Annotated in this window: 21 protein-coding genes and 1 pseudogene; 8 read left to right on the forward strand and 14 right to left on the reverse strand. The window is 60.6% G+C overall.

Annotated elements, in window-relative coordinates; all coding sequences use genetic code 11:
- Nucleotides 1–632: 632 nt before the first annotated feature.
- Nucleotides 633–2246 (reverse strand): inorganic phosphate transporter, encoded by a 1614-nt coding sequence (locus U862_RS0124770; protein WP_025112870.1) that lies wholly within the window; start codon nucleotides 2244–2246, stop codon nucleotides 633–635.
- Nucleotides 2247–2493: 247 nt separating this feature from the next.
- A complete protein-coding gene (locus U862_RS0124775) occupies nucleotides 2494–3516 on the reverse strand; it encodes a transporter (RefSeq protein WP_025112871.1) in 1023 nt (340 codons plus the stop codon).
- A 276-nt stretch (nucleotides 3517–3792) separates the two neighbouring features.
- Between U862_RS0124775 and U862_RS0124780 the strand changes: the two genes are divergently transcribed.
- Together U862_RS0124780 and U862_RS0124785 are read left to right on the forward strand one after the other, a co-directional pair.
- The gene (locus U862_RS0124780) at nucleotides 3793–5415 is read left to right on the forward strand and encodes a methyl-accepting chemotaxis protein (RefSeq protein ID WP_025112872.1); all 1623 of its coding nucleotides are present in this window, start codon (nucleotides 3793–3795) and stop codon (nucleotides 5413–5415) included.
- A 109-nt stretch (nucleotides 5416–5524) separates the two neighbouring features.
- Nucleotides 5525–5974 (forward strand): hypothetical protein, encoded by a 450-nt coding sequence (locus U862_RS0124785; RefSeq protein WP_025112873.1) that lies wholly within the window; start codon nucleotides 5525–5527, stop codon nucleotides 5972–5974.
- Nucleotides 5975–6024: 50 nt separating this feature from the next.
- Here the strand turns inward: U862_RS0124785 and U862_RS0124790 are convergent, their stop codons facing one another.
- The 3 genes from U862_RS0124790 to U862_RS0124800 all read right to left on the reverse strand — a co-directional run bounded on the left by U862_RS0124790 (nucleotide 6025) and on the right by U862_RS0124800 (nucleotide 8932).
- Nucleotides 6025–7200, reverse strand: coding sequence for a GAF domain-containing sensor histidine kinase (locus U862_RS0124790; protein ID WP_025112874.1), 1176 nt, complete (start codon nucleotides 7198–7200; stop codon nucleotides 6025–6027).
- 160 nt (nucleotides 7201–7360) lie between these two features.
- Nucleotides 7361–7666 carry a PepSY domain-containing protein gene (locus U862_RS0124795; RefSeq protein ID WP_025112875.1) on the reverse strand — a complete coding sequence of 102 codons (306 nt, stop codon included), beginning with the start codon at nucleotides 7664–7666 and terminating at the stop codon, nucleotides 7361–7363.
- 138 nt (nucleotides 7667–7804) lie between these two features.
- On the reverse strand, nucleotides 7805–8932 hold the full coding sequence (locus tag U862_RS0124800; protein ID WP_025112876.1) for a glycerophosphodiester phosphodiesterase: 1128 nt from the start codon (nucleotides 8930–8932) through the stop codon (nucleotides 7805–7807).
- Between the two features lie 222 nt (nucleotides 8933–9154).
- Between U862_RS0124800 and U862_RS0124805 the strand changes: the two genes are divergently transcribed.
- On the forward strand, nucleotides 9155–9481 hold the full coding sequence (locus tag U862_RS0124805) for a DUF2025 family protein (RefSeq protein WP_025112877.1): 327 nt from the start codon (nucleotides 9155–9157) through the stop codon (nucleotides 9479–9481).
- A gap of 252 nt (nucleotides 9482–9733) precedes the next feature.
- Here U862_RS0124805 and U862_RS0124810 read toward each other — a convergent pair whose 3' ends face one another.
- Both U862_RS0124810 and U862_RS0124815 read right to left on the reverse strand, forming a co-directional pair.
- A complete protein-coding gene (locus U862_RS0124810) occupies nucleotides 9734–10048 on the reverse strand; it encodes an antibiotic biosynthesis monooxygenase (RefSeq protein ID WP_025112878.1) in 315 nt (104 codons plus the stop codon).
- On the reverse strand, nucleotides 10045–10746 hold the full coding sequence (locus U862_RS0124815; protein ID WP_025112879.1) for a CTP synthase: 702 nt from the start codon (nucleotides 10744–10746) through the stop codon (nucleotides 10045–10047). Before U862_RS0124815 ends, U862_RS0124810 begins: the two co-directional genes overlap by 4 nt.
- A 75-nt stretch (nucleotides 10747–10821) precedes the next feature.
- Between U862_RS0124815 and U862_RS0124820 the strand changes: the two genes are divergently transcribed.
- On the forward strand, nucleotides 10822–11763 hold the full coding sequence (locus tag U862_RS0124820) for a LysR family transcriptional regulator (RefSeq protein ID WP_025112880.1): 942 nt from the start codon (nucleotides 10822–10824) through the stop codon (nucleotides 11761–11763).
- Here U862_RS0124820 and U862_RS0124825 read toward each other — a convergent pair whose 3' ends face one another.
- From U862_RS0124825 to U862_RS0124840, 5 genes and pseudogenes are all read right to left on the reverse strand, one after another.
- Nucleotides 11764–12297 carry a DUF1003 domain-containing protein gene (locus tag U862_RS0124825; protein ID WP_025112881.1) on the reverse strand — a complete coding sequence of 178 codons (534 nt, stop codon included), beginning with the start codon at nucleotides 12295–12297 and terminating at the stop codon, nucleotides 11764–11766.
- A gap of 161 nt (nucleotides 12298–12458) precedes the next feature.
- The gene (locus tag U862_RS31545; protein ID WP_371262588.1) at nucleotides 12459–12917 is read right to left on the reverse strand and encodes a methyl-accepting chemotaxis protein; all 459 of its coding nucleotides are present in this window, start codon (nucleotides 12915–12917) and stop codon (nucleotides 12459–12461) included.
- Between the two features lie 87 nt (nucleotides 12918–13004).
- Nucleotides 13005–13778: pseudogene (locus U862_RS31550) on the reverse strand (PAS domain-containing protein); the annotation flags it as partial.
- Between the two features lie 184 nt (nucleotides 13779–13962).
- On the reverse strand, nucleotides 13963–15057 hold the full coding sequence (locus tag U862_RS0124835; protein WP_371262586.1) for a diguanylate cyclase: 1095 nt from the start codon (nucleotides 15055–15057) through the stop codon (nucleotides 13963–13965).
- 134 nt (nucleotides 15058–15191) lie between these two features.
- Complete coding sequence (locus U862_RS0124840) at nucleotides 15192–15800, reverse strand: TetR/AcrR family transcriptional regulator (RefSeq protein ID WP_025112884.1); 609 nt, start codon at nucleotides 15798–15800, stop codon at nucleotides 15192–15194.
- A gap of 216 nt (nucleotides 15801–16016) precedes the next feature.
- Between U862_RS0124840 and U862_RS0124845 the strand changes: the two genes are divergently transcribed.
- A complete protein-coding gene (locus U862_RS0124845; RefSeq protein ID WP_025112885.1) occupies nucleotides 16017–17072 on the forward strand; it encodes an MBL fold metallo-hydrolase in 1056 nt (351 codons plus the stop codon).
- Between the two features lie 274 nt (nucleotides 17073–17346).
- On the forward strand, nucleotides 17347–18861 hold the full coding sequence (locus tag U862_RS0124850; protein ID WP_025112886.1) for an amidase family protein: 1515 nt from the start codon (nucleotides 17347–17349) through the stop codon (nucleotides 18859–18861).
- 9 nt (nucleotides 18862–18870) lie between these two features.
- Here U862_RS0124850 and U862_RS0124855 read toward each other — a convergent pair whose 3' ends face one another.
- Nucleotides 18871–19179, reverse strand: coding sequence for a hypothetical protein (locus U862_RS0124855; RefSeq protein ID WP_029977844.1), 309 nt, complete (start codon nucleotides 19177–19179; stop codon nucleotides 18871–18873).
- 93 nt (nucleotides 19180–19272) lie between these two features.
- Nucleotides 19273–20040: a helix-turn-helix domain-containing protein gene (locus U862_RS0124860; protein WP_025112887.1), complete on the reverse strand. Its 768-nt coding sequence runs from the start codon at nucleotides 20038–20040 to the stop codon at nucleotides 19273–19275.
- A 112-nt stretch (nucleotides 20041–20152) separates the two neighbouring features.
- Between U862_RS0124860 and U862_RS0124865 the strand changes: the two genes are divergently transcribed.
- Nucleotides 20153–20968: a sulfite exporter TauE/SafE family protein gene (locus U862_RS0124865; protein ID WP_025112888.1), complete on the forward strand. Its 816-nt coding sequence runs from the start codon at nucleotides 20153–20155 to the stop codon at nucleotides 20966–20968.
- Nucleotides 20969–21010: 42 nt separating this feature from the next.
- Nucleotides 21011–21376: a hypothetical protein gene (locus U862_RS0124870; RefSeq protein WP_025112889.1), complete on the forward strand. Its 366-nt coding sequence runs from the start codon at nucleotides 21011–21013 to the stop codon at nucleotides 21374–21376.
- Nucleotides 21377–21401: the final 25 nt, after the last annotated feature.

Below are 21401 nucleotides of genomic sequence, written 5' to 3' on the forward strand. Positions count from 1 at the left end.
GGGAGTGGGCTTGCTCACGAAGAGGGCGTGTCAGGCAACACTGAGCTGGCTGATCTGACGCCTTCGCGAGCAGGCTCGCTCCCACAGGGGGTTGGTGGTGGATGAAGTATCCGGGCTGGCCGTTATCCAGGGTGGGAGTGGGCTTGCTCACGAAGAGGGCCTGTCAGGCAACACTGAGCTGACTGGTTAGACGCCTTCGCGAGCAAGCCCGCTCCCACAGGGGGTTGGTGGTGGATGAAATATCCGGGCTGGCCGATATTCAGGGTGGGAGTGGGCTTGCTCACGAAGAGGGCGTGTCAGGCGATACTGAGCTGACTGATCTGACGCCTTCGCGAGCAGGCTCGCTCCCACAGGGGATGGGTGGTGGATGAAATATCCGGAGCTGGCCGTTATCCAGGGTGGGAGTGGGCTTGCTCACGAAGAGGGCGTGTCAGGCAACACTGAGCTGACTGTTTAGACGCCTTCGCGAGCAAGCCCGCTCCCACAGGGGGTTGGTGGTGGATGAAGTATCCGGGCTGGCCGGTATTAAGGGTGGGAGTGGGCTTGCTCACGAAGAGGGCGTGTCAGGCAACACTGAGCTGACTGGTTAGACGCCTTCGCGAGCAGGCTCGCTCCCACAGGGGGCGTGTTGTTCAAAAGATCTGGGTGAACAGCCAATACAGGCTGCCCGACAGTAGAATCGCCGCCGGCAATGTCAGCACCCACGCCATCAGCAGATTGCGGATGGTCTTCATCTGCAAGCCGCCGCCATTGGCAACCATGGTCCCGGCCACGCCCGAGGACAGCACGTGGGTGGTCGACACTGGCAAGCCGAACATGTCCGCCGCGCCGATGGTCAGCATCGCTACGGTTTCTGCCGAGGCGCCTTGGGCGTAGGTCAGGTGGGTCTTGCCGATCTTCTCACCCACCGTCACCACAATCCGCTTCCAGCCGACCATGGTGCCCAGCCCCAGAGCGATGGCCACGGCGATCTTGACCCACAGCGGAATGAACCGCGTGGCGTTGTCGATCTGCTGCTTGAACAGTTGCAGCTTGCCGGTGGTGTCAGCGTCGAAGTTGCCGACCTTGTTCTTGTCCATCAGGCGAATGCTTTCGCTGGCCAGGTACATGTCGTTACGCACGTTGCCCATGGCTTGCGCCGGGACTTTGGCCAACGAGCCGTAGCCTTTGACTTCTTCGCCGATGTGCCCGGTGAGGGAGGCGAGGGCGGGGATCAACTGCGGCGTGGCTTCCTTGCTGCGTACGTAATCGGAGAGCACTGCGCGTGGGTCGGCGGGTGCCGGCAGCGGCGCACTTTTCACCAGCGCTTGCTGGGTCACTTGCGCGACGGCGGCGAACTGCAGCGATTGTTCTTCGGGCATGGTGCGGTTCAAGGCGTACGCCATCGGCAGCGTACCGACCAGAATCAACATGATCAGGCCCATGCCTTTTTGGCCGTCATTGGAGCCGTGGGCGAAGGACACACCGGTGCAGGTGAGGATCAGCAAGCCGCGAATCCACCACGGTGGCGGGGTGTTGCCTTCCGGTGCCTTGTACAGCGAGCGATTCTTCACAAACGCACGCAGGGCCAGCAGCAACAGCGCCGCACAACCGAAACCTACCAGCGGCGACAGCAGTAAGGCGTAACCGATCTTGGTCGCTTGCGCCCAGTCCACGCCGCTGGTGCCGTCGCGCCCATGCATCAGGGCATTGGCGACGCCTACGCCGATGATCGAGCCGATCAACGTGTGCGATGACGACGCCGGCAGACCTAGCCACCAGGTGCCGAGGTTCCACAGGATCGCCGCGATCAGCAGGGCGAAGATCATCGCGAAACCGGCGGACGAACCGACCTGCAGAATCAACTCCACCGGTAGCAGGGCGATGATGCCGAACGCCACGGCGCCGCTGGACAGCAGCACCCCGAGGAAGTTGAAGAACCCCGACCAGACCACCGCGACATTCGGCGGCAACGAGTGGGTGTAGATCACCGTCGCCACGGCGTTGGCGGTGTCGTGGAAACCGTTGACGAACTCGAAGCCCAGCGCAATCAGCAACGCCACACCGAGCAGCAGGAACGGGGTCCAGGTGGTGACCACCGTGCCGAGTTCGTGCATGTCGTGCATCAGGCTGTAGGCGGTGAACAGCATCCCCATCGCGAGCACCGCGAAAAAGATCACGTAGGTGAACGGGCTGGTTTTCTTGTCGAGGGCCGGCCGGCCGCTGGGGGCGGACGCCTGGTGGGCGGTCAGGGAGGGAGTAGCCATGAGCGGACAATCCTGAGCGAGGGAAGGAGTGCCGGTCATGATCGTTGCTAAATATTACAGAGAGACTGCGGCAGGTCAGTGTTTGGGCTTTTAGCCCCACCACTGATCCGAAGGACAATGAACAACCCTGTGGGAGCGAGCCTGCTCGCGAAGACGGAGTGTCAGACACCATCCTTGTTGAATGGGACACCGCTTTCGCGAGCAGGCTCGCTCCCACAGGGGGAATGTGTTGGCAACGAATGGGGGCTCAATAATCCCCGCGCTTGCGAAATGCCCAGCGCCCGGCAATCACGGTAAACGTCACCACCAGCGCCACCAGAATCCAGAACCCCTCCGGATCCGTCGCCAGCGGTACGCCGCCGACGTTCATGCCGAAGAAACCGGCAATGATGTTGATCGGCAGCGCCAGCACCGTCACCACCGTCAGGGTAAACAGCGTGCGGTTGCTCTGTTCGTTGAGGTTGGCGGCGATCTCTTCCTGAAGCAACTTGATCCGCTCACCGAGGGCAGTGAGGTCGTTGATGATCAGCGCGAACTCCTCGGTGGATTTGCGCAGCTCCTTGACGTCCTCCTTCTGCAGCCACGGGGGCGGGCGGTTGAGCAGGCGCAGCAACGACCCCGGCTCCAGCGCCAGCAGCCGTTGCAGGCGCACCAGCACCCGGCGATTGGCGCCGAGTTCGGCGCGGTTGGTCGACAGGCGTGAGGAGAGCAATTCATCTTCCACCTGGTCGACGCTCATGCTGGTCTTGCGCACGATTTGCGTCAGCACTTCGCCCTGATCGCGCAACAGGTGCACGAGCAGTTCCGACGGCGAGCGAAAGCATTCGCCGGCCTTCACCGACGAGCGCAGTTTGTCCACCGAGTGCAGCGGTTGCAGGCGCGCGCTGACGATCAACTTGCTGCGCACGCAGACCCACAGCGTCGACACGTCGGAGGAGACCATGCTGCTGAGGTTGAACACCACGTCGTTGACCACCGCCAGCAAGGCCGAGTCAACGTGTTCGATGCGCGTTGAACGCGAACCTTCGTGCAACGCTTCAAAAAATTCTTCGGGCAATTGCAGGTGGCTTTTCATCCAGCGTTCGCACGCTGCGTGGGCCAGGTTCAGGTGCAACCAGAGAAATTCATCACCGTCGCTGTCGTCTTGCAGGCAGCGCAGGGCGGTCGCCGAATCGACTTCGCGGCCACGTTCGCCCGGGCGGAAACGGAAACCGTAAAGCAGGCCGAACAAGTCAGGGTCGCGATGACTGATATCGAGGCTGTGGTTCATGGAGGCTCGCTGCGAGGAGGGCGCGTCGGTCGCGGAATGGCAGGTTCACTGAGCCGCATCATCGCAAGCGCATATGACACTTGTGTGACGACTAAATGACGCCAGATCAATGTCTTACCGGCGGTCGGATTTTCTTCAAGAAGCGCTCTGGTGCGCCGATCACGCTTAGGTTACGTTGCGCGCGCTTGGCCATGAGCCAAGGCTCGCCGACACGGATGTCCGGCAAAATTCCACGCCTCACCGGGCGTGCCTCATCCCTGTCCTGAGTATCTTGCGATGCTGCAAAAATCCCTGAGAGCGCAAATTCTCGCCCTGCTGAGCGGCAGCCTGCTGGCGATGTTGTTGATCGCGCTGGCCTGTTTTCATTTCCTGTCCAACGGCGTGCAGAACTACAGCCAGTTGATCGCAGGTCCCTTGCACACCTCGCAGTTGATCGACGAGGCCAACCTGCAATTCAAGGTGCAGGTACAGGAATGGAAGAACGTCCTGCTGCGCGGCAAGCAACCGGCGGACCTGGCCAAATACTGGAGCCAGTTCGAAGATCGCCAGCGCGATGTGCAGAACATCCTCGGTGAACTGGCCGGCCAGAAAGGCATCGAGCCGGCGCTGAAAAACCGCATCGAACGCCTGCGTGACGAGCACCGTCAACTGGGCAGCGCCTACCAGAAAGGCCGTGATGCCTACGTGGCGGCCGGTGGCGATCCAACCGCTGGCGACACCGCTGTCAAAGGTGTAGACCGTGCCACCAGCGATCAGATGAGCGAACTGGTGGCCGAGCTGCGCAAGCACGGCAACGAACAGTCGGCGCAGATCAGCGCCAGTGCCGACAGCACCGTATTGCTGGGCATTCTGGTGATGCTGGGCTCGGGGCTTCTGATCGGTCTCTTGAGCCTGTGGCTGGTCAACCGCAACCTGATCGAACCGATCCGCAAGCTGATCGATTACGTCACCCAGTTGAGTCGTGGGCGCCTCGCCGAACGTGTTGCCAACAACCGCCAGGACGAGTTGGGCAACCTTGCGGCCGCCGCCAATACCCTGCGTGACTTCCTTGCCGAAACATTCACCCACCTGCAACGCAGCGCCAGTGATCTGGACAGCGCCAGCGGCGAGCTGAACGCCATTGCCACGACCATGGCCGGCGGCACCAACGAGCAGTTCAACCGCACAGACCAGGTGGCGACGGCGATGAACGAAATGTCCGCCACCGCCCAAGAGGTCGCCCGTCACGCAGCGGACGCGGCGCGCGCGGCCGACGATGCCGACCAGTCCGCCCAACAGGGTGAAACGGTCATGCAGAGCACCATCCACACCATCACCCAGATGCGCAGCGAAATCGCCAACACCGCCACGGTCATCCGTCGTCTGGAAGCCGACAGCGGGCGTATCGGCAAGGTGCTGGAAGTGATTCGCGGCATCGCCGAGCAGACCAACCTGCTGGCGCTCAATGCGGCGATTGAAGCGGCGCGGGCCGGTGAGGCCGGACGCGGTTTTGCCGTGGTTGCCGACGAGGTGCGCAACCTCGCGCAGCGCACGGCGGAGTCGATCATCGAGATCAACCAGATCATTCAGAGCGTGCAGACCGGCGCGGTGGACGCTGCCCACGCGATTGAAAGCGGTCAGGCGCGCAGCGATGAAAGCGTCGAGCAAGTGACCCAGGCCGGCGCCATGCTTGAGCGCATCACCCATGCGGTGGAAGCGATCCGCGACATGAACCGCCAGATCGCCACCGCTGCCGAAGAGCAGACCTCGGTGGCCGAAGACATCTCGCGCAACCTGACCGAGATCACCTCGATTGCCAGCACCAACCTCAACAGCGTGCAGCGCACCGAAAGCGCCAGCCAGAACCTGCATGGTCTGTCCGGGCAACTCAATGAGGTCACCGCGCGCCTGAGCGCCTGATCGAGCCTGGGTGTACCGATTCGGTTACCGAGTCGGTACACAGTCGATCTCAAATCAGGGCGAGCGCCGCCGATGGCCGATTATTCATAACCGGCATCGGAGCCTTCCCATGGTCAGCATCACCTCTGTTTCAATCAACCAGACCCTCAGCACCGCCACCAGCAAAACCAAAATCAGCGACGCTACCGAGGACGCCTCCAGCACCACCGCCACGGCCAGCAACGGCGTCAGCGCGGATACCGGCAAAGTCGCTGCCGGTGGGGGCGCTGCGCCGGCGGGCGACAGCAGTTCCGACAGCAGCGATGAATCGGATTCGGTGAAAGAACTGCGCAAGCAGATTGCCGAGCTGCAAAAGCAACTGCAGGAACAGCAACAGGCTTTGCAGGCGGCCCAGGCCAAGCAGGAAGACGCTGATGCCAAGGTAGCTGATGTGGCGTCCGCCGAGTCGCAGATATCCAGCACGTCGGCTTCGTTGCAGACGGCGACGGCGGCGTTGTTGCAGGCGTTGCAGCAGTCGGGTTCGAGCAGCTCGGGCTCGCTGGTCAGCACTTCGGCCTGAACATCACGTTCCCCTTGTAGGAGTGAGCTTGCTGGGAACTGTGGTGTGTCTCAGGGGGTGGGCAGGCTGAAGGTGAACAGCGTGCCGCTCTGAGCGGTGGACGCGACATGCAGGCGCCCGCCGTGGGACTGGGCAATCTGGCTGGCGATATACAGACCTAGACCGAGGCCGGCCTGGGGCGTGCTGCCGGCCGGGCGTGAATAGGGCTGGAACAGATGCGGCAGGATCGCTTCGGGAATATGCCCTTGGTTTTTCACCGCCAGCATCAACGCACCGTGCTCGACTTGAGCGATGACTTCGATGTCGCCCGCCGGGTCGCCATGGGCCACGGCATTGGCCAGCAAGTTCGACAGCAGTTGGGCAATCCGGGCACGGTCACAATGCACACCCTGCAAGTCGCCAATGGACGCGCTGATCGTGCGTTCCGGGTGCACGTTGCGGATCTCCGTCACCACCTGCTGCACCGCTTCGGTCAGGTCCGCGCAGCGCTGGATATCCACCGGAATGCCATTGCCCAACCGTCCGCGAGCGAAATCGAGCACGTCATCCACCAGCCGCGTCGCCCGTTGCGCACTGCCAAGAATGTTGCGCACGCGCACGTCGATGGCCGGGTCCGGGTGCTTGCGCAAGAGCATTTCGGCACCGGCACTGATGGCGAACAGCGGGTTGCGCAAATCGTGGCCGAGCACGGCGATGAACTGTTCGCGCAGCTCACTGTTTTCCCGTTCGGCCTGCAACTCGGTTTCGGTGCGTTGCAGGTTTTCTTCGGCTTCGATCTGCAGCGCGAGCATCCGCGCGAAAGACTCCATGGTGCTTTGAATCGTGCTGGATTTCAGTTGCGCAGGAATCGGGTCGAGGGCGCAGATGGTGCCGAAGAAACGTCCGTCGGTGCGAAACACCGGGACCGAAATGTAGCTCTCGAATTTGTACAGGCGCGGGGTGTGATGCTCGCGGTAGAGCGGGTCTTCGCTGGCCTTGTCGATCACCACCGAAACATGCGACTGACGGATTTCGTGGCACAGCGTGGTGACCACGTCCAGTTCACCGCCGACCTGCAAGCCGAACGCCAATTGATCGAGCACCGCGCAGGTGGTCCACGAATCCTCGGTAACCCGCGCCACCGCGGCAAAACGCAGGCCCGTCAGTTCGCGGATCACCTGAAGGATCGCCGGAACCGCGCTGATCCGGCCGATTGTCGCGATGTCTGCTGCCGCTGTCTGCCCCATGCCCATCGCTCTCGTCTGCTGTCGTTGATCGACCTGCGCCCATACTAGCGGGCTGCCGGGGGCTTGGCGCGCATTGATTACGCGGCTGAAGCGATCAGCCTGAGGCCAGACGCAAAAAAGCCGCACGATCCTTCGATCGTGCGGCTTTTTCGGCGGTGTATCAGGTGTCTTGCTTGTTGCTCAGGACCTTGCCGGTGGTGGCATCGAAGTCCACGTCGAACTCTTTGCCATCGGCGGTTTTCAGCTCGACTTCGTACTCGTAACCGTTGAAGTGGTTGTCCAGATCGGTGTCGGTGATGGTCGCACCCGGGTGCAGTTTCAGCGCCTCGGCGTTCATCGACTCCAGCGACTTGATCTTGCCTTCCTTCACCAGTTGCGGGATCTGGTCGACGCGGACGTCAGCCTGGGCCAGGCCGGCGGTCAGTGTCAGGGCAGCGGCGGTAAACAGGGCAGTCAAATTTTTCATCGGGTCATTCCTTGGGTTGTTCGTTGAAGTGGGCTCAGGTTAACCACTGCAACTTAATTCACCCTTAAAACCCCGCATCGCGTGCAGGGCTCTTGTAGGAGTGAGCCTGCTCGCGATGCGGACCACCCGGTTGACCGATCAGAACCCGTTGTTCTTCAACACCTGATCAACACTGGCACTGGCCGGGCGCTTGTAGAACTTCAACAGTTCGCTGGCGCGGTTGGTGAAGATGCCATCGACACCCGCCGCCATGACTTTCTCGAAGTCCACCGGCTCATCGACGGTATACACGTGCACCAGCATGCCCTGATCGTGGGTGTACTGGTTCATCCACGGCTGTACCAGATCCGAATAGCTCTGGTCGCCGCCCTTGGTCAGCCTGGCCGAAGGGCCGGTGCCGATGGCACCCTGAGCCTTGGCGAAATCAACCCACTGTTTGAACTCGGCTTCGGACTTCGGCTCCTGCTTGCCGTAGAACACGTTCTTGTCTTTTTCGCCGGACTCGGCAAAGGTCACTGCCGATTTCGGCTCGATGCTGCCTTCGCCGACCCACAGCAGCAGGATCTTCGGCACCTGCGGCATTTCCTTTTGCAGCAGTACGAGGCTGTTCTTCTCGAAGGTCTGCAGGATCACCTTGCCTTTGCCCTGGCCGACGCCCAGCTCACTCTTCGCCAGTTTCGAACCGGCCGGGCTCAGCCAGCCGCGATCCTGCAGCTTCTCTTTCAGGTCGTGCTCGATCCCGGGGAACAGCTGCGGTTCTTTGGTTTCGATGTACAGGCCCGGCTTGTGTTTCGGGTTGGCCTGGGCGATGTCGATGATTTCGTCCAGGGTCAGGATTTTCAGCCCGGCGTAGGTCGGACGCGCGCGATCCGGGTAAGCCTTGTTGTACCAGCTGCCGGCGTCGAGGGTTTTCAGCTCGGCCATGGTGAAGGCCGTGGCCGGGCTGTCCTTGCGCTCCGGGAATTTGGTCGCGACGTCGGTGGTGCGTTGCAGATTGTTATCGTGCAGGGCGAACAGCACACCGTCCTTGCTGCGCTGCAAGTCCATTTCCAGGTAATCGGCGCCGAGGTCGCGGGCCAGTTTGTAGGAGGCGGCGGTGGATTCCGGTGCATCGAAGGACGCGCCACGGTGGGCGATCACCGCCGGATGCGGGATGCCGTGAGCGGCGGCCAGCGCATCGATGTTGGTCTGGGCGGCGGCGTGGGCCTGGCCGAGACCGAGCATCAGGCTCAGCATGAGGGCGCTTTTGGTGAAAGTGGCGGGCATGTTCGAGTTCCTTTCGCAGGGCATTTTCAAAGACGTACCTTTTAACAACTGAATCGATTGCGTGCTATCGCCAGACCGACATAAACGTATTAAAAGCGATTTTTCCTGCACTTTTGTGGCGCTGTTTGCAGTACGCTTGCCTCTGGCAGACGCCCCGGCAGAGGGCGCGCCGATTGTTTTGCCCTGCGTGTAAACCATCGATGATTTTTCGTGAGGTTTACCATGCGCATCACTTCCCAACTCATCTGCCAGGCGGCCGACGACCTCAAGGGCTTTGTCGGCCTCAACCGCAAGACCGGTCAGTACATCGTGCGTTTCAGCGAAGATTCGTTCGGCATGGACGTGGCCGATGACGGCATCATTCCCACCAGCGAGTTTGTCTGGGCTGCGGCCTCTGAGACGACCATGACCTTGAAGCGCGAGCTGATTCAGCTGCTGCTGGATCAGAACATCGATGACCGGATCAACATCAGCGAGCCGCTGCGGGTGTACATGAGCAAGGTGGAGGTGCCGGAGATTGTGGCGGTGCGCAGTCTGGTGAAGGGCTGAAGTTATGTAGTGGCTGCTGCGGCCCCTTCGCGAGCAAGCCCGCTCCCACAAATTGTGCTCAACCTGTGCGAGCGAGCCAACTCGCGAGAGGCCAGTGCCAACCCCACCAGACTCACAGCCCAAACGCCGTACCTGTGGGAGCGAGCCTGCTCGCGAAGAGGCCAGTGCAAGTCCCACCAGACTCACAGCCCAAACGCCGTACCTGTGGGAGCGGGCTTGCTCGCGAAGAGGCCAGTCGGTACGCCGCAGTCATCACTGCCCGAACCGATACTCCCGCTCCACCCGACACACCCGCGTCTGAAACTTCGAATACCACTCGGCCCGCCCACGCGCCTGAATCACCCGGTGCTCGGGATGCTCGCGCCAGGCCAGAATCGCCGCTTCGCTCTCCCAATACGAAATGGTGATCCCGACTCCGTCTTCCCCGCGAATCGAATCAATTGCGAGAAACCCCGGTTGCTGGCTGACCAGCTCCATCATGCGCTCCGACGCCGCCGCGTAGCCGTTGTCACCCTCGGTGCGGGTCGAGGTGAAAATCACCGCAAAACAGGTCGGGTCCGGTCTCATTGGCGCGGCTCCACGCAGGCTTCGACGAACGCCCGCACCAGCGGCGGCACCTGACCCTTGAGCGCCGCACGTTCCGGCTGGAACAACGTGGCGACAAAAAACACATGGTCGGTCAATTCGATTGCGCGCAAGTCGCCCGCCGAGTCGTGGCCGACAGCGCGTAGCCGATGGGTCAGCAACGCTTGTTGAAACTGCGGATTCACGCCAAACCGGCAGTGATAGCCTTCATGAATCTCGGACGCTTCGTACGCTTTGGCGATCAACGAACCTGCGATCAGATGAATACTGTCCACCGCTTCCACCAGTGAACAGGTCAGCGGCGTGAGCACCGCTCGCTCCGAATCGGGTGACGTCTCGCCATGTTCGGCATCGGCCCAGCCCAGCACATTGCGCGAAAACTCCAGCACCGCATGCTGAAAGCCACCGCAGGTGCCGAGGAACGGGCGCTGTTGTTCGCGGGCAAAACGAATCGCGCGCAAGGCGCCTGCTTCGCTTTTGTAGGGACTGGCCGGGACACACCAGAAACCGTCGAAGTGATCCAGCGCGGTGTCGGCGTGGATGTGTTCGGTGGGCAACCATTGGAATTGCACATCGCGGCCAGTCTGCTCGGCGATCATCCCGAGTGCGACGGGGATCGCCTGGTGGGCGGTGACTTGCGGGTCGTAATCGCCGATCAGGGCGATGGAAATGGCGTCCATGGGATTTCCTTTATTGAATAATACGGCGTGTTTTTGTGGCGAGGGAGGCAGCTCCTTCGCCACAGTGATTGCCTGTTGTTGATTGATGGGGCTCACTATAGATTGGCGTTCACGCACTCAATATTGGCGTTTCCCCAAGTGATCAATGCAGCGACGCACTATCGACTCGACTACCCGGATCTGACGCTGATTCTCGCTCTGGTGCGCGGCGGCTCTCTGGCCCGGGCTTCGCAGTTGCTCAGGGTAGACGTGTCGACGGTGTTTCGCGCGGTGCGGCGTCTGGAGTCGGCGCTGGGTCAGCAGTTGTTCGAAAAGAGCCGCACCGGCTACCTGCCGACCACGCTCGCGCAGTCGCTGGCCGAGCAGGCCGAGTGCGCCGAGCAGGCACTGGAAGCGGCGCGGATCGGTGTCGAGCAGGGCGGGGAAGTGGTCAGCGGCACGGTGCGCCTGACTTGTACCGACTCGGTGCTGCAAGGGCTGCTGTTACCGGCGCTGGCGCAGTTCATGCCGAACTACCCGGCGCTGACCATCGAACTCAGCACCTCCAACGATTTCGCCAACCTCAGCCGACGCGATGCCGACATCGCCCTGCGCCTGACGCGCACGCCGCCCGAGCATCTGGTCGGACGCCAACTGGCGAAGATTTCCTATCGGGTCTGTGCCAGTGCGCGTTATCTGCAAAGCGTTGATGCGACGGATCTGGCGGCGCTGACCTGGATCGCCCCGGACGAGTTTCTGCCGGATCACCCGACCGTCGCCTGGCGCCGGCAGCAGTTGCCCGGCGTGATCCCGGCTTATCGCTGCAACAGCATGCTCTCGGTTACCGAGCTGGTGCGCGGCGGACTCGGCGTGGCGGCGTTGCCGGACTTTCTGATCACCGAGGGGGTGCAGGCCCTCAGCGAACCGCTGCATGGCTACGACACCGCGCTGTGGTTGCTGACCCGCCCGGACTGCCGGGCGTTGCGCTCGGTGGTCACGCTGTTCGACGAGCTGGGGCGGGCGCTGCGTTTGCCCTGATCAGGGCTGTCGGGTCTGGCACATGTGCTCGTGCAACTCGCGCGTCAAACCCTCGATGCGTTCGGTCAGGCTCTTGGTCATTTCGGTGAGGCGGGTGTTCTGCTCCAACAGTTCAAGCAGTTGCGTGGTGTTCTTCGCCGCTTGCGCCTGGCGCTCGCTGTTGGCCGTCGCCAGCGCTTCACGGTGTTGCGCGTCGGCGTCCGCTTGCGCCTTGTCCCGCGCGGCCTGGCGAGTTTGTGCCAGCAGGATCAACGGCGCGGCGTAGGCCGATTGCAGGCTGAACGCGAGGTTCAGCAGAATGAACGGGTACACGTCGAACGTGGTGATGCCCGTCACGTTGAGTAAAACCCACAACAGTACGATCAGGGTTTGCGCGCCAAGAAACGTCGGCGTGCCGAAGAATCGCGCGAATGCCTCGGCGCGCAGGGCGAACTTGTCGTCGCCGAACGTGGTGTTCAGGTGAGCGTGGGGGCGATGGAAGCGCAGGTGATCGACGGGGGCAGTGGCGGGTGTTTCGGGTTTTTCTGTGGTCATGATGGACTCGGCAGGCTTCAGGGCTATTGATCACTATAGCCCTGTGCCGAGGCTGGCGGCCCCTTCGCGAACAAGCCCGCGCCTACATTGGAGTGCGTTGCCCTGTGTGAGCGGGCTTGCTCGCGAAGGCCGCGACGCGGTCTAACACCCCGACACAGCGATCACCCAGGTGCACGCTCATTGGCAAACATGCTCACCGCCTGCACCGCTTCGCTGGCGCCATCGCGGATCTGCAGAATCACACTGCCGGCCTGATCCGCCAGTTCAACGCCTTGTGCCGCCCGGCCACGGGTGCCTTCCATGCTCTTGATCGCCTGGCGGGTTTCGCTCTGGATCAGACCGATCATGCTGGAAATCTCTGCCGTCGAGCCGCTGGTACGCGCCGCCAGCTGCCGCACCTCGTCCGCCACCACCGCAAACCCGCGCCCCTGATCGCCGGCGCGCGCCGCCTCGATCGCCGCGTTGAGCGCCAACAGGTTAGTCTGGTCGGCAATCGCGCGGATCGTGTTGACGATCGCCGTGATCTGCTCCGAGCGTTCGCCGAGCTGCGCGATCAACGTAGAAGACTGGGCGATGTCGTCAGCGATTTCACGCATTTCGCTGGCCGCTTGCTGGATCACCTGGGTGCCTTGCTCGGCGACTTTCCGGGTCTCGACGGAGATGTGATAAGCCGCGCTGGCGCTGCGTGCATCCTGTTCATGCTGCTCGACACGGGCGCTGACGTCCGTGGCGAATTTCACCACTTTGCACAGGCGTCCGGAGGCGTCGTACACCGGGTTGTAGTTGGCCTCCAGCCACACGGTCTGGCCGCGTTTGTCGACGCGTTCGAACTGGCCTTGAAACAGCTCCCCCTGATTCAACCGCCGCCAGAAATCCTCGTAGGCGCTGCTGTTGACCAGTTCCGGGCGGCAGAACAACCGGTGATGTTTACCCTTCAATTCAGCAAGGGTGTAACCCATGCGCGTCAGAAAATTCTGGTTGGCCGTGAGAATACTGCCGTCGAGGTTGAATTCGATCACCGCCATCGCCCGATCGATCGCCTGAAGCTTGGCGTTGGCTTCGCTTTCCTGCTGCACCTTGATCGTCACGTCCATGGCGTACTTGACCACTTTGACCACCCGCCCCGATGCATCCTTGATCGGGTTATAGCTGGCTTCCAGCCAGATCGGCTGGCCTTGACTGTTGACCCGCTCGAAGGTCCCGGACTGGAACTGGCCATTTTTCAGGCGCGACCACAGCTCGGTGTATTGCGCGCTGCGGCCAAATGCCGGGGTGCAGAAACACCGGTGAGGCTGGCCAATCACCTGTTCGGCGCGGTAGCCGGTGGTCCTGAGGAAATTGTCATTGGCAATTAGTACCACGCCGTCCAGATCGAACTCGATCACCGCCATGGAGCGGTTGATGGCTTCAAGCAAGCCGTTCTGTTGGGTGATGGTGTGTTGAAGGTCATTGAGGGCGGACTGGTGGCGATTGAAAAACATGTGAGCAGTACCTGGAAGTAGGGAAAGACGAGGTTTGTGTCCCTGTTTCCGCGCTGCCAGAGCCAATGCAGGGTAGGCATTGGCCGTTGACTTCAAAATGCCAGCATCCAGGCTGGCGAGCAGATCTTATACAAACTAATTCTTCTTGTACAAGAAAGTGCGAGCCAACATGTTTACAGTTTTTTCAAAGGCTGAATTGGCTGGCGTCGTTTGAGCTCGGACGGCCCAGCGCCACGCTGATCGTGTTGCGCCCCGTGTGTTTGGCGGTATAGAGCGCCTTGTCGGCGTCATCCAGCCAGGCGACGGCATCGCTGTAGGCCGGCTGAAAACGCGCCAGGCCAATACTCAGGCTGACCCGCAGTTCCGGCACATCGGGATGACGGTACTGATGCAACGCCAGACGCAGTTGCTCCATCCGTGCCTCGGCCTTGTGCAGGGGCTGATCGGGCAGGATCACGCAGAACTCGTCCCCCCCATAGCGGCCCGCCGGTTCACCTTCGGCCAGTTGCTTGAGCTCGCGGGACAGATGCCGCAGCACCGCGTCGCCGATGATGTGTCCGTAGTTGTCGTTGATTGACTTGAAGTGATCAATGTCGATCAGCGCCAGAATATCCAGGGTGTTGTGCTGCTGGCAGTGCTCGAACTTGCTGTGCAGCAGATCTTTCCACGCGCCATGGTTGAGCAGGCCGGTGAGGCTGTCGGTACGGCTGAGGGCGCTCAACGCACGTTTGTGCTGGGCAAGTTTGATCGCCAGTTGATAAGAGACCAGACCCAGCGCCAGTGGATACAGGGTGAGCATCGGCAGGCAGGCCCAGACCTGGATCTGCGTCATGGTCAGGCTGAACTTGAACCCGAAGACTGCCCAGCCCAGCAGTACGCCGGCGAGTTGGGCGAGGGCGCCGAACAGGAACAGTCGTCGTCCACCGGCGGCGACGTTGTTCATGGTCATCATCGACAGAATGGTCACGGTGGTCAGCGGGTTGAACTGAAAACATGCAGTCCAGAAGCCACCGCACAACGAGTCGTACAACAGGTTGCGACGTTCGGCGTGGTAGGGGAAGGTCGAGTGCGTTGACACCTGATAAGCCAGATGTGGCCAGACAAAACCGTTGAACACCAGCAGCGCCCAGAGCCAGGACGGCATGTGCAGCGGATACAGCGCTGCCGCTACGCTGAAAAAGCCGACGCCCAGACCGATGGCCCTTGGCAGATAGATGCGTCTGGCGAATGACAAGCCTTTGCCGCGTTGGTTTTCCATGATGTCCTGCGCCAGATTCATCCTGAAATACTTTGCAGTATTTATTTCAGGTCGACCGTCCGTCGGTCAATTGCGCACATTGTCATTTATTCCAGCAGGAATGATCAGTGTCCTTTCGAGCCATTTAATCGTGGCGGGCGCAGGAGATAGGCGGTTTAGCGCTGGTATCGCGCCAGAAACATCTCCAGTGCCGACTCGGCCACGGCTTTCCGGGTTGCCGCATCCAGTGGCGGCTGGCCCATGGAAATCTGTGGCCAGAAACCGAACGACTTCAGCAGTCCTTGCAACTGCTGTGCGGCGAACTCCGCGTCCACGGCTTTCAGCCGGCCATCCGCCTGAGCAGCGCGAATCCACACCGTCAGGCCTTCTTCCCGTTCGCCCATGCGCGCCACCATGTCCTGCGCGCGCTCCGGGGAATGGATGGTGGCGGCAATTGCCACCCGGGCCAGACCGAGGAAATTGTCATCGGCCATCATCTGCAATTTAGCCAACAGCATCTGCTGCAGTTGCTCGCGCAGCGGCTGATCCGCGCGATAGGTCACGGCCTGCTCGGCGGTGATGCGTGCCCAGAGTTGGTTGAGAATTTCGGCGAACAGCTCTTCCTTGCTCGGGAAATGGTTATACACCGTGCGCTTCGACACCCCGGCGGTGGCCGCGATCTTGTCCATGCTGGTGATCTCGAAACCGTTGGCACGGAATTCGGCAATCGCCGCCTGGATGATGGCTTCGCGTTTGCGGTCGGTAAGGCGCTTTGGAGCTGTCATAAGTACGCTTCGGCAGAAAAAAGGTGAAATTACACTTGGCAGTTTACTTGTCGCCGCGTTTGATGCAACCTAGAAACTACACCGACCAGTGTAATGTTGCGTTAATCCTCGCAACCTAAAAACCAGAAAGTTCGGCTGATGCGTGCGTGCCTTGGCCATTTATCGTCCCACCGTGAAAAACCGTGAATTGCGCGGTTTTTCTGGAGTCATTCAGTCATGGCCAATCCAGTGTTCTCTGCGGATCAAACTTCCACGCCTGAAGCCTCTCGCCAGGATCAAGGGCTATTCCGTAACCATGCCCCGGTGCAGCGCGAAGGTTTTCGCAAGATGCTGAGGATCATGTGGAACATGATCTTCCACAAGCCGCGCAATACCCGACCGGCCGCCGCGATCCCGGTGCAACCGTTGACGCGTGAAGACCTGCTGGCAGCGCCGAATCACAGCGTCTACCGCCTCGGGCACTCGACCTTGCTGCTGAAGATGCGCGACAAGTTCTGGATCACCGATCCGGTCTTCGCCGAGCGCGCTTCGCCGGTGCAATGGGCCGGCCCGAAACGCTTCCACCAGCCGCCGATCAGCATCGACCAGCTACCGCCGATTGAAGCGGTGATCCTGTCGCACAATCACTACGACCACCTCGATTATGAAGCGGTGCTGAAACTGGCCGCCAAGACCAACTACTTCCTGACCCCTCTGGGCGTCGGCGACACCTTGATCAAATGGGGCATCGACGCCAGCAAAGTCCGCCAGTACGACTGGTGGCAGGGTACCGAAATCGCCGGCATCCGCTTCGTCGCCACGCCGTCGCAGCACTTCTCCGGTCGTGGCCTGTTCGACGGCAACAGCACCCTGTGGGCCTCGTGGGTGATGATCGACGGTGAAACGCGGATCTTCTTCAGCGGCGACAGCGGTTACTTCGACGGCTTCAAGCGTATTGGCGAACAGTACGGCCCGTTCGACCTGACCTTGATGGAAACCGGCGCGTACAACGTCGAATGGCCACACGTGCACATGCAACCGGAAGAAACCCTGCAAGCCCACATCGACCTCAAGGGCCGCTGGCTATTCCCGATCCACAACGGCACCTTCGACCTGGCGATGCACGCCTGGCATGAACCGTTTGACCGGATTCTGTCGCTGGCGTGGGAGCGCAGTGTTTCGATTACTACGCCGCAGATGGGGGAGGCGTTCAACCTGATGCAGCCGCAACGTGGTGGAGCGTGGTGGTTGGCGGTTGAAGGGGAGACTGAAGCGGTGGTGCAGGGCGCCTGACGGCTTGCCGCGTCAAGGGAACACCGCCTCAATACGCCCCTCTGTCCTTGATCGAGGGGCTGGGCTTCAGCACATTCACTGGCGGGCTCAGTAGTGGTTGAATCTGGAAGAAAATGTGTCAGAAAAAGCCTCCGTTCCGTGTAGCGGCTACAAGTCAGGCTGACTTTTCCTACTTATGATTGTCCTTGTTGCTGACAGCTCTTTCTGACGGTGTTGGTAGGCTGTGTCGCGAGTGAACGACTCACTCGCTTTTTTTCATACAAGGACGATCCATATGAAACACCTCTTCAAACGCCGTATGAACACGCTGGCGCAAGCCATCCTGATTTCGCTGACAGCCACAACCATTGCCAGCGCCACGGCGAGTTCCGCGCTCGAATACGCCAGCGTCACTGAACTCAGTAGCCTGATGGCGAACAATGAACTGACCTCCGTTGCACTGGTTGAGCACCTCACGCAGCGGATTGCTGACCTGGACAAACAGGGCCCGGCCCTTCACTCCGTCATCGAGCTCAACCCGCAAGCCCTCGACATTGCCAAGGCGCTGGACAAAGAACGTGCAGAAGGTCGGGCGCGGGGGGCGCTGCATGGGATTCCTGTGCTGCTCAAAGACAACTTCGATACCGCCGACAACCTGCAAACCAGCGCGGGTTCTTTAGCGATGGTCGGTCAGCCGGCTGCCGATGATGCTTTTGTGGTTAAACAATTGAGGGATGCCGGCGCGATTGTGTTGGGTAAAACCAACATGAGTGAGTGGGCTTACGCGCGAGACATGGCTCTGCCGCATGGCTGGAGTGGCCGCGGTGGCCAAGGGAAAAACCCACACCTGTCGAGTGAAAGCACCTGCGGCTCCAGTTCCGGTTCCGCCTCTGCTGTGGCAGCAGGTTTTGCGCCGCTGTCCCTGGGCACTGAAACCAATGGTTCGATCTCTTGCCCGGCATCGGCCAACGGTGTGGTGGGTGTGAAACCAACCCGGGGTCTGTTAAGCCGATCCGGGATCGTGCCGATCACTCGTCTGCAAGACACTCCGGGTACCCTCAGTCGTACCGTTCGCGATGCGGCGCTGATGTTCAATGTCCTGCAAGGTGTCGATGTTGCAGACTCCGCCACTTCGGGCGCACCGACAGGTATCGATTACACCGCGCAGTTGTCCAACGATGCCCTGCAAGGCAAACGCATCGGTTATCCCGTTGCATATGTCGGCACCAATGGTATGCCTCTGACCCCCGGCATTGAATTTCTGATGGCCATGGTCAGACTGCAGGAGCAAGGCGCTACGATCGTGCCTGTGACTGTTCGTTTGCCGGATATCGATGGCTACATCCCCGGTTTGATGGGCGGAATGAAATACGAATTGCCGGAATATTTTGCCAGTCGTCCCGGTCTACCGATCCAGTCGCTGCAAGCGTTGATCGACTTCAACAAAACCAATCCCGGCAAAGAAGGTCACGGACAGGCCATGCTTGAAGCGATCAACGATCTGAGCATGACGCATGATCAGGCAAGCGCTTCGCTTGCAGCCATCAGCGAAAAATTCAAAGTCGCCATTGACGAGAAACTGCACGAGCACAACCTCGATGCAATGGTTGCCGAAGCCGATGGTTACTCGCAGTTCTCCGCCGCTGTCGCCGGCTACCCCGCGATCAGCTTGCCGTCGGGCATGAACGATGACGGGTTGCCGACCTCCGTGTTCTTTTTTGGCAAACCATGGAGCGAGCCGCAATTATTCGCCATGGCCTACAGCTATGAACAAGCCTCGGCCGAGTTACGACACCCTACGTTCAAGTAATCATTCCACCTAAGCGAAATCCCCACGCTCTACAACGTTCTGCTGCATAGCCTGAGGATTCAATTTACGACCCGGCGCAAACCCGGGAAAGAACACCAGCCCCTGCGCCTCAAACCGATAAGCCAGCGCCAACCGCGCCGCATCCGAAACGTCCTGTTGCGCTTCAAACCGCTGAATGTCTTCCGCCGAAACCTCGGCCTCGCGCGACAGCTGTTCCACGCTCCAGCCCAGCATCGCTCGGGCCTGGACGCAGTGCGTCGGGGTGAACTGGAAAAGGGCAATGCGTTCGAGGATGTGGTTCATCGCAAGAGAGGCCATGGTGTGCTCCGGGCTCAAGAGTGCTGATTGAAAATGTACTGTGTTTTTGTACAGTTGTTTTCGGCCGGGATCAAACGCATTTTTTGATTTGCCCTAGTTCGCCGCCTCCAACCAGACGGACGGTGCCTGCCCGAGGATGCGCCGAAACATCGTCGAGAACGCCGCAGGGCTCTCATAACCGAAGTCCAGGGCGATCCGCGTCACCGCTTCACCGGCTGCCAGACGTGCCAGTGCCAACACCACGCAGGCCTGCTGCCGCCATTGGCTGAAGCTCAGCCCGGTCTGTTGCCGAAACAGTCTGTTGAAGGTGCGCAAGCTTATGTGCAACTGATCGGCCCAGTGTTGCGGCGATTGATGGGCGTTCGGTTGATGCAGAAAGGTCTGACACAAAGACAGGAGCTTTCCGTCAGTCGGCAGCGGAATGTGCAAGGGCAGGGGCGCACTGCGCGCCAGTTCATGCAGCAGCAAGTCGATCAGCACGCCGTCGCGCCCGGCGAGTTCATAGGTCAGCGGCACTTCTACCGCTTCCATCAACAAGTGCCGCATCAACGGCGAAACGCTGATCACCTGGCAACGCTGCCCCAAGTCCACCGCCCCTGGCTCGATGTACAAGCTGCGCGTGCTCACCCCCAGCATCAACACCTCATGCGCCACCCCCGGCGGAATCCATACCGCCCGCTGCGGCGGCACCACCCAATTACCGTCATGGGTGCGAACCTGCATCACCCCGGTCGCGCCGTATAGCAATTGCGCCCGTCGATGCGTATGAAATGGCAACAGATGGCCGTGGGAATAATCCGTACCGATCGCCACCACCGGGCGCGGCGTGTCATCCAGCAGATTGATTGAGACATTGCGCATCGAGCGTTTCCCGGTCATTGGCGTGAACGCGAACATTATTGGCTGAGTTGCTGAAGCAGGCCAAGCCATGTCGCTCTATCGTCGATAGCTTCCCACCACCGGAAAACGCGCCATGCTCTACCTCCTGCTGACTCTCTTCGGCTGCCTGACCGGCATTACCGCCGTGCTCTTCGGTTTCGGCGGCGGCTTTGTCGTCGTGCCGCTGCTTTATCGCATGCTCACCGCCAGCCACGGCGCCGACGACCCCATCAGCCAATCAGCGATGCACATTGCCGTCGCCACCTCGACGTGCGTGATGATCGTCAACGCCCTGATCGCCACCGACAAACACCGCCGTGCCGGCAACCTGATCCGCCATTATCTGTGGCCGTTAGGAGGCTTCATCGCCCTGGGCGCGATCATCGGCGCGATGGCGGCGGTGTGGGTCAGCGGCGATATCATTCGCTACGCCTTCATCGCCTACCTCGGCGTGACCATCATCGATTGCTTGATCAGACGCGGATTCCTCACACGCACGGAAGGCGTCATCCCACGTCGACTCGGAAATACAGAAACGTCTGGCGGCGGTGTAGGCATCGGCGCCATCGCCACGTTCCTCGGCGTAGGAGGAAGCGTCATGACCGTGCCGCTCTTGCGTCGCTGCGGACTGAGCATGTCCCAGGCCACATCCATGGCGAACCCGTTGAGCGTGCCGGTGGCAGTGGCCGGGACACTGACCTACATGGCGCTGGCCGGTTTCAGCGAGACGGATCTGGGGGCGTGGTTTGTCGGGTATGTGGATTTGCTGGCATTTGCGGTGCTGACGTTGGGGTCGTTGGTCGGGATTCGATTGGCCACGCCGTGGATCGGGCGGATACCGGATCGGGTGCATGCTTGGGTCTATATTGGATTGCTGATTCTTGTTTTGCTGGGCATGTCTATAAGATGAGGCCTTCCCCGGCTCCACTGAAAATTGCTTCGCGGAGGAAATATGGCGATCTTGGAAAGTGACTGGAAGACATTCAAGGAGCTGCGCAAGTTGGCGCTGGATCGATTTTGCCAAGGCGTACTGGCGGAGACCCAGATCGTCGCTCAAAACAGTACGCTGTCAGCGCACGCCCGCTACCTGACGCTCTATCGCATGATTCGAAGTCGAGACAAGGATATGGCAGCGGTATTCGATGGTCGGATGAGTCGCTCAAACGTAATGCTGCCTCTGATGTTGATGGTCGCGCATGACTTGCTGACCGACGCGGAATTGTCAGCGCTCAGTGAAGATATGCGGGAGCGTATTTCAGGCGCCGTTCGCCAGCCTTATGAAATTGAATGGGCCGAAGAAAGCAAATATGACTTCTGAGTGTCATTGACCCGTATTTAGCAGA

It is taken from the genome of Pseudomonas sp. H1h (assembly GCF_000633255.1).
Lineage (GTDB): Bacteria > Pseudomonadota > Gammaproteobacteria > Pseudomonadales > Pseudomonadaceae > Aquipseudomonas.